Origin of the sequence: Lawsonibacter sp. LCP25S3_E2, assembly GCF_052117285.1 — a bacterium.
Taxonomy (GTDB): Bacteria; Bacillota; Clostridia; order Oscillospirales; family Oscillospiraceae; genus Lawsonibacter.
Genome location: NZ_JBQKJL010000025.1, coordinates 22,370 through 29,835, shown reverse-complemented (window position 1 = coordinate 29,835; position 7,466 = coordinate 22,370). Strand labels below are relative to the sequence as shown.

6 protein-coding genes are annotated in these 7,466 nt (G+C 56.0%); all 6 read right to left on the bottom strand.

Translation table 11 applies throughout. From position 1 onward, the window contains the following. Nucleotides 1-197: 197 nt before the first annotated feature. Nucleotides 198-821, bottom strand: a complete 624-nt coding sequence (locus ACTQ3R_RS15140) for a hypothetical protein (protein WP_441780042.1) — start codon at nt 819-821, stop codon at nt 198-200. Continuing rightward, nucleotides 805-1,443 carry an RNA polymerase sigma factor gene (locus ACTQ3R_RS15135; protein WP_441780064.1) on the bottom strand — a complete coding sequence of 213 codons (639 nt, stop codon included), beginning with the start codon at nt 1,441-1,443 and terminating at the stop codon, nt 805-807. The genes ACTQ3R_RS15140 and ACTQ3R_RS15135 overlap by 17 nt, the downstream gene beginning before the upstream one ends. A 66-nt stretch (nt 1,444-1,509) precedes the next feature. Next, nucleotides 1,510-2,148, bottom strand: a complete 639-nt coding sequence (locus ACTQ3R_RS15130) for an S-layer homology domain-containing protein (protein WP_441780043.1) — start codon at nt 2,146-2,148, stop codon at nt 1,510-1,512. Between the two features lie 218 nt (nt 2,149-2,366). Beyond that, the gene (locus tag ACTQ3R_RS15125; protein ID WP_441780044.1) at nt 2,367-3,797 is read right to left on the bottom strand and encodes an FAD-dependent oxidoreductase; all 1,431 of its coding nucleotides are present in this window, start codon (nt 3,795-3,797) and stop codon (nt 2,367-2,369) included. A gap of 183 nt (nt 3,798-3,980) precedes the next feature. Continuing rightward, the gene (locus ACTQ3R_RS15120) at nt 3,981-4,682 is read right to left on the bottom strand and encodes a response regulator (RefSeq protein ID WP_441780045.1); all 702 of its coding nucleotides are present in this window, start codon (nt 4,680-4,682) and stop codon (nt 3,981-3,983) included. Continuing rightward, nucleotides 4,675-7,308, bottom strand: a complete 2,634-nt coding sequence (locus ACTQ3R_RS15115) for a DUF4118 domain-containing protein (RefSeq protein ID WP_441780046.1) — start codon at nt 7,306-7,308, stop codon at nt 4,675-4,677. Before ACTQ3R_RS15115 ends, ACTQ3R_RS15120 begins: the two co-directional genes overlap by 8 nt. Nucleotides 7,309-7,466 lie beyond the last annotated feature (158 nt).

The window sequence follows — 7,466 nt, the reverse complement described above, 5'->3', positions numbered from 1 at the left end:
CGAAATGATGCTTTTGTCAAGCCCTGTTTTGAATTATTACGAAAAAAATCCTCCTACCCTCTCATTTCTGAGGGTAGGAGGATTTGTCAGCTTAACTTACTGACATTGGCCTTTTGGGCGGGAGTGTTTTTTGGAGGATGGAACTCAAATCCTGCGCCCCGCAAAGGGGCTCGTCCCTGGCGGAAGAGGACTGCCTCCTATCCCGCTTCCAGCATGTTTGTCCACTCCGCCTCCGAATAGGCCTGGGAAGTGTTGGCGGAATAGGAATACGCTTTGTCCTGCCAGAGGGCCAGGCGATATTGCCCCGCCTCCCCCTTCAGGGTCACCGTACCCGCTCCCAGCTCCAAAACCAGCTCATGGGAATAGGCGGTATAATCCCCGGACGGGTCTGCGCTGCCCGCCAGCTTGCGGTAAATCAGACTCTGGTTTTCGCCCAGGTAGGTCACCTCAGCCAGCGCCCCGTTGTACGCGGTGTACCTGGTTTCCACCACGGAAAAGGGCAGCTCTCCCATCCCCTCCACCACAAAGCCAACCAGCTGGGACAGCTCCTCCAGCGAGGCCGCCTGCGTCCTGTCCGGCACACCGGTTTGCACTCCAGGCAGGCTCTCACTTGGAGAAAGCGTTACGAAATTGGGCAGGGCAATGGCGCCAGCCAGGAGCACCGCAAAGCAGGCCGCCGCTGCAAGAAACCGCGCCGGAAGGGTCCGGGCCCTCCCCTTTGCCGGGGAAATGTCCGCATTTTGAAGGTTGGTAAGAATTCGCGCGCTCATGTCCTCTGTGACTGCAATATGGTCCATGATTTCTCTATACGCCTGTCTCAAAATCATACCCCTCCTTCAAAATCAGCTTTAACCTCTCCCGTCCCCGCATAAGGCGGGAGCGCACTGTAGACTCCTTCTGCTGCAAAATGGCTGCAATCTGGCCGGTGGAACATCCCTCGTAATAAAAAAGGTGGATCACCTCCCGGTATGTAACCGGAAGTTCCTTGACCGCCTCCCATACAAAGGAGAGGTCCTCCCGCTCCTCAGCTGCCAAGGTTTCCTTCAGTTCGTCGGTGGAACGCACATTGTTATAGGAAATACGATTTTTGCTCAAATTTCCCGCCACACGAAAAAGCCATGCCTTTTCGTGTGCCTCATTTTCAAACACCGGCGCGGCCTTGAGATATTGGAGCAAAGTGTCTTGCAGGATCTCTTCCGCATCCTCCATGTTGTGCAGGTAGGAGTAGGCCAAACGAAGAATGCGGTTTCCATAGCTTGTCAAAAGCGCCTGGGCTTTTTGGTTGATCTCCTCCCGTTCCAGGGACAGGCTTGTCTCCTGCGGCGGACATGTCTCGGTCCTATAGAGTCTTCGGAACCACCCGCCGATGGGGAAGCGGCAGGAGACGCCTATTCCACTGGCCAGCCAGCCCAAAGCCCAGGTTCTACGGTAAAACACATTCATTTGCACATCGTTTTTCCCCTTCATCCCCCAGGGCCACACAGAAGAATTCCGTGTGGCCCTGTAAGGTTACATCATATGCTCCACCGGCGTTGTCGCCTGGACATACTGCTGCAGAATGATTTGCGCCTCCTGGCGGGTCACCTCACTGCCCGGTGCAAACTGATCGTCTTCCACCGCGCCCATAATGTCCTTCATCGTGACCCAGCACACAGCCTCATAGGCAAACTCGCTCACTTCCCCGGAATCCGCATAGCCCAGGGGAAACGCCCAGGCGCCGGTAAAGCCCTGATCGTTGTATTGGGCATACTGGTAAAGAATGACCGCCATCTGTTCCCGCGTCACCCCATCCCCAGGGCCAAAGGTCCCGTCTCCATAACCGCCGGCAATTCCCTCACTGGTTGCCCAGCAGATGGCCTGCGCATATGCATCCTCAGGCGCCACATCGGTATAGTCCATTGCATAATTGACCGTGGGTTTTCCTTCCCATTCGTAGAGGGCCGCAATCAGCTCTGCCCGCGTAAGCGGCCCTTCTTCCTCAGCCAACGGCAGCTCGTTGACACAGGGCGTCACCTGGCTGGAAATAACCCCCTGGGGGACAAATTCCGGCATCTGAGACGGAAGCGCCTGGGCCGCAAATCCAGGAACCGCCATGGTTCCAGCCAGCGCCAGGGAGAACATTACAGTAAAGGTCTTTTTTGTCAACATGATCGTCATCCTTCTTTCTTTTGTATTCATGTTGTTTTCTGTGACACTTTATATACAGCTGGCTCCCTGCTTTTGTTGCAGCCTTAAAAAAAATTTTTTGCCGGATCTGCGTCCCCACTCCCTTACCCGGTGGAGATTTGGCACCTTGATAGCGTGAGTATACCACTCTTTTCCCCTCTGGAAAAGAAGCCCCCTGCACAAAGTGCCCCAGCGTTTGACTACCGGGAAATATTCTCCTGGGCCGGCCCTGAAATCAGCTTCCCGTCATAATCAAAGCGGGAGCCGTGACAGGGGCAGTCCCAGCTGAGCTCATCGGGATTCCACTCCAGCTGGCAGCCCAGATGGGGGCAGCGGATGTCCACTGGGTGGATGGTCCCGTCGGGCTGCTTATAGACTCCTACCTTTTCTCCATGCAAAAAGACAATTCCCCCGTGCCCCGCGGGGATATCCGCCGCCGCTTCGGCCGGGATTTGAAAAAACCGTTTGACAAGGCCCTTCACCGCCTGCCCGCCCTCTGCCGCAATTTCCGGAAGGTCAGACACCTGAAACCGTCCTGGGTCAAAGACCTGGGCATAGGGATTTTCTGCTGCGCAAATCAGATCCCGGAGGATTTTGGACGCCACCATAGAGGTGGTCATCCCCCACTTTTGAAAGCCGGCAGCCACATACCAGTTGGGCCGGCTGGCTGAATAACGGCCAATATATGGCACCCTGTCCGGGGTAATCCCGTCCTGAGCTGACCAGTGGCACACCTCGCGGCTTTGGGGAAACCACTCCCTGGCCTTTTGCCGCAGGCGCTCATAGCGCCCGCCGGAGCTGTTCTCTCCCGTACGGTGCTGTTCGCCCCCCAGCAGCAAAAACTCCCCGTAGGTTCGAAAGGACCAGCCACCTTCCTCGCCGCTTATATACATGCCCTCCACCTTTGGCGCGTTGGCCAGGGCCAAAACATAGGAGCGCTCCTGATGGAGTCGGGCAAAATACATGCCAGGGACATTCAGGAAGGGGACATGGCAGGCAAAGACAATGTCCTTGGCGTTGACCCTTCCATTGGGGGTGATCAATTGATCGTCCTCTACGGTCTGGACCGGTGTGTGCTCATAGACGGTCAGTCCCTCTGAGACCGCCCGGAGAAATTTCAGCGGATGAAACTGCGCCTGGTCCTCAAATTTTACAGCTCCTGCGGCAGGGGCCGGAATCCCCACCTCCGTGACATAAGAGGCGGGAAGCCCCAGGGACCGGGCCGCCTGTGCCTCCTGCTGGAGCACATCGGGGTCGCTTCCATAGACATAGGCGCTGCGCGCTTCAAAGGCGCAGTCAATGTGATGGTCTTTTATCATGTCTTTGTACGCACCGACGGCCCACTGGTTGGCTTGGGCATATTGCCGGGCCCCCTCCACCCCTATGGTCTGGATGAGGGTTTGATAAATCATACCGTGCTGGGACGTAATTTTTGCCGTGGTGTTCCGGGTTTGGCCGCTGCCGATCTGGTTTGCCTCCAGAACCACCACGCTGCGCCCCGCCTTCTGTAGGGCAAAGGCCGTCAGAATACCGGCTATTCCTCCGCCGATGACCGCCACTTCCGCTTCCACATTGCCAGACAGCGGTTCTCTGCCTGGGATCTGACAGCTTTGAGACCAAATGGATTCCATGTGCTTCCTCCTCATTTTGTACTGGGGGTTTGGCTTAGTTTGGACCGGACAAGCACAGCTTATGTGTAAGGCGGACGCCGCTGTCCCAGATATCCCGCTGCCCCAGTTTGAAGGTAAAAGGCCTCCGGAGGGTATCCTCCGGAGGCCTTTTGGTTTTGTTGGGGGATGATTCTGCTGCGCCCGCTATTCCACCTTCATCATGCGGTATCCAACCCCGATGTGCGTCTGAATGTACTGGGGAGAGCCGGGTTCTTTTTCCAGCTTTTTACGCAGCGTCGCCATAAACACACGAAGAGAGGCGACATCGTTCTCCCAGCTTCTGCCCCAGATCTGCTGGGTGATAAAGGTGTGGGTCAGCACTTTTCCCACGTTTTTACACAGCAAACACAGCAATTTATATTCACTGGGGGTCAAATGGAGCTCCTGGCCATCCAAAAAGGCACAGCCGGCGGCATAGTCTACCTTCAGCTTTCCGTTGGTGAACACTGCGTCCAGATTTGCCGTTCCTCCCTGAAGGGCCGCCAGCCGCCGCTGGGTCACCCGCAGCCGGGCAAGCAGTTCCTCCACAGAAAACGGCTTGGTCAGATAGTCGTCCGCACCTGCATCCAGGGCATCGATCTTATCTGTATCTTCACTGCGCGCGCTGATGACAATGATCGGCAGGTTGGACCAGGAACGGACTTTGTGAATGACCTCGATCCCATCCATGTCGGGCAGCCCAAGATCCAGCAAAATGATATCCGGGTTGTGGGAAGACGCTTCCAAAACGGCAGATTCCCCATTTGCCGCTGTCAGGAACCGGTAATCATGGGCCTTCAATGTGGTCGTGATCAGATTGCGGACCGGTGTATCGTCCTCCACCACCAAAATCAACGGTTTATTCATGCAGCTCAACCTCCCCCGCCGGGACTGAAAATGTAAAGATCGCACCATGGGGCACCTGGTCGGCGACCACAATTTCCCCTCCATGGGCATTGACAATGGATTTGCACAGCGCCAATCCCAACCCCATGCTGCGGCGGCTGTCGGCAATCTGATTGGAGGCGCTGTAAAACATTTCAAAAATATGGGGCTTTGCCTGGCTGGAAATGCCTGGGCCATAATCCCCTACGGACACAAAAATAAAATTGCCTTGTTTTCGCCACCCGATGTCGATCTCTGTCCCAGGCGGCGTGTATTTGATGGCATTATCCACCAGGTTGATGAGTACTTGAATGATGAGCTTCGCATCCACCTGCGCCAGGAGATAGTCGTCACTGTTCTGCACATGCAAGCGGTACTCCACGCTTCTCCGGTCCACATGGCGAAGTGCCTCGGCCACAAGTTCGTCCATAAGCTCCGTGGATATGTGCAGCTTCATCCGCCCCTCTTCCAAGCGGCTGACCGACAACAGATTTTCCACCAGATTGATGAGCCACATGGCATCCTCATAAATATCGGTGTACATCTGTTTTTTTGTTTTGGTGTCAAACAAGTCCCCATTGGAGAGCAGGTTGCTGGCATTGCCCGAGATGGAGGTAAGCGGCGTACGCAGGTCGTGGGAAATGGACCGCAGCAAATTGGCCCGAAGCTGTTCGTTTTTCGCCAATACGGCGGCCGCTTCCTTTTCTTCCAGGTTTTTTTGGTTTTCCAGCGCCAGGGCACATTCTCCCAAAACGGAGAGCAGAATGCTCGCCTCAAAGGAGTCCAGTGGCTTATCCGGGGCTGCAATGCCCACAACACCGTAGACCTGCTGTCCCGTGCGCACAGACAGGTAGGTGCAGCAGGCATCGGAGAGGGTCTCGGTTCCCGCACCCGCCCGCTTATTGTTGGTCAGGACCCACCGGGCCACCTCCTGCTCCTTTGGGGCGGTGTAGCGGGCGGCAGATGTTGTGTCATCCACAAGGAAGATCTCCGGAGCCATAAGTTGTTCGTCCTTTGCCCGGTATGCAACGATATCCCGCTGGAATATTTTCAGCAGCTGCTTTGCCGTGACCGAAATGATTTCTTCCTGGCTTCGTGCCTTTTGAAGATTCTGGTTGGTTTCAAACAGAAGCTTCGTGCGCCACGCCACCTGGGCCGAGCGCTTGGCATGGGACTTTAGCTTTGATGCCAAAGAGCCGGTCAGAAGGGATGCCAGAAACAGCACCAGGAAGGTCACCGGATATCCCGTATCATAAGCATGCAGGGAAAACCGGGGCTGCGTAAAAAAGAAATTGAAGGTCAATACACTTGCGGCGGAGGCCATCAGGCTGCACACGAAGCTCTGGGTAAACATAGACACCAACATGACCCCTAAAATGTAGAGGGTCATAATATTGGCATCGGTGAGGCCCCAATGATAAAAGAAAAGCCCGATCAGCGTGGCCAAGGCAAGAATCAGTGCGCTTTTCAGCAGATCGAGCAGGGACAAGGCCGGCATGTGCACAATGTCCCTGCGGGTTCTGGAAATCTGATTGGTCAAGCTGTTATCCGGAATAATGTGAATATCCAATTCGGGGGTAAGCTCGATGAGCCGCTCGGTCAGCGTTGCTTTGCCGATCCAGGGCCGGGGCGCTCCGCTGCGGCCCAGCACGATCTTTGTCACCCCCGACAAGCGGGAAAACTCGGCAATTTGATCGGCCACATCGTCCCCATAAACCGTCTCCACCGATGCACCCAGCTGCTGGGCCAAACGAATGTTGGCCTGCAGGCGTTCTTTATCCGCCGGAGCCATCCACTGCGTTGCTTTGGTCTCCACAAATAGCGCAGTAAATCCACAGTGGAATGCACCGGCCATCCGTGCGGCCATGCGTATGATTTTCTCATTGGAGGGCGCGGAAGAAAGACACACCAGGATGTGTTCACGGGCACGATACTCCATGCCCCGGCGGCCGATTTGGGTATATAGCGCGGCCCGGTCCGCACAGCGGCGCAGGCCCATTTCCCGCAGGGCACTTAGCTGGGACAAGGAGCAGCCGGAAACAGCCCCCTCTTCCTTTTGCAGCAGCAGGCGCTGCTGCAGCCGCTGCGGCTCGATATCAACAAACTCCACCTGGGCGGCCCGGTCAAATACCTGGTCCGGGATCCGTTCCGGCACAGACGTGTGCAGGATGGAAAAAACCGTGTCTTGGATGCTCTCGATATGCTGCACGTCCAGTGTGGTATAGACGTCCACACCCGCTCTCAGCAGTTCCTCCACATCCTGACAGCGTTTTACATGGCGCGCGTCACCGGTATTCCGGTGAGACAGATCCTCGATCAAAACCAGCTCCGGAAGCCGTTTCAAACAGACATCCAGGTCGAGTTCCTCCTCTGTCCCCTCCCCGTGGGCGGCCGTTTTACAGGGCAGTTTCTCAAAGGTCTCTGCCAAAGCCTGGGTCTCCGGCCACCGGCGGGAGGGAGACAGGCCTATGACTACATCCCTTCCCGCCGCTTTAGCTGCCTTGGCAGCCTGCAGCATGGCAAAGCTTTTCCCGGCACCGGAATAGTAGCTTGCAAAAATGGTGAGCTTTCCCGCCTTCTTTTCTGCGGTTTGTCTGGGCCGTGTCATACCGTCCGTACACCCCCCGTTCAGGCAGGACTATTATAGCACAATGCGATGCCTTCGGCTCGCAAAGTTTTCCAGCAACGGCGCTTCCAATACACCCGGTGCCGGACGGTCCTCTTTTTGCGCAAAGGCTCAATGGAGTTTGGTATGGTTCCAAAAAT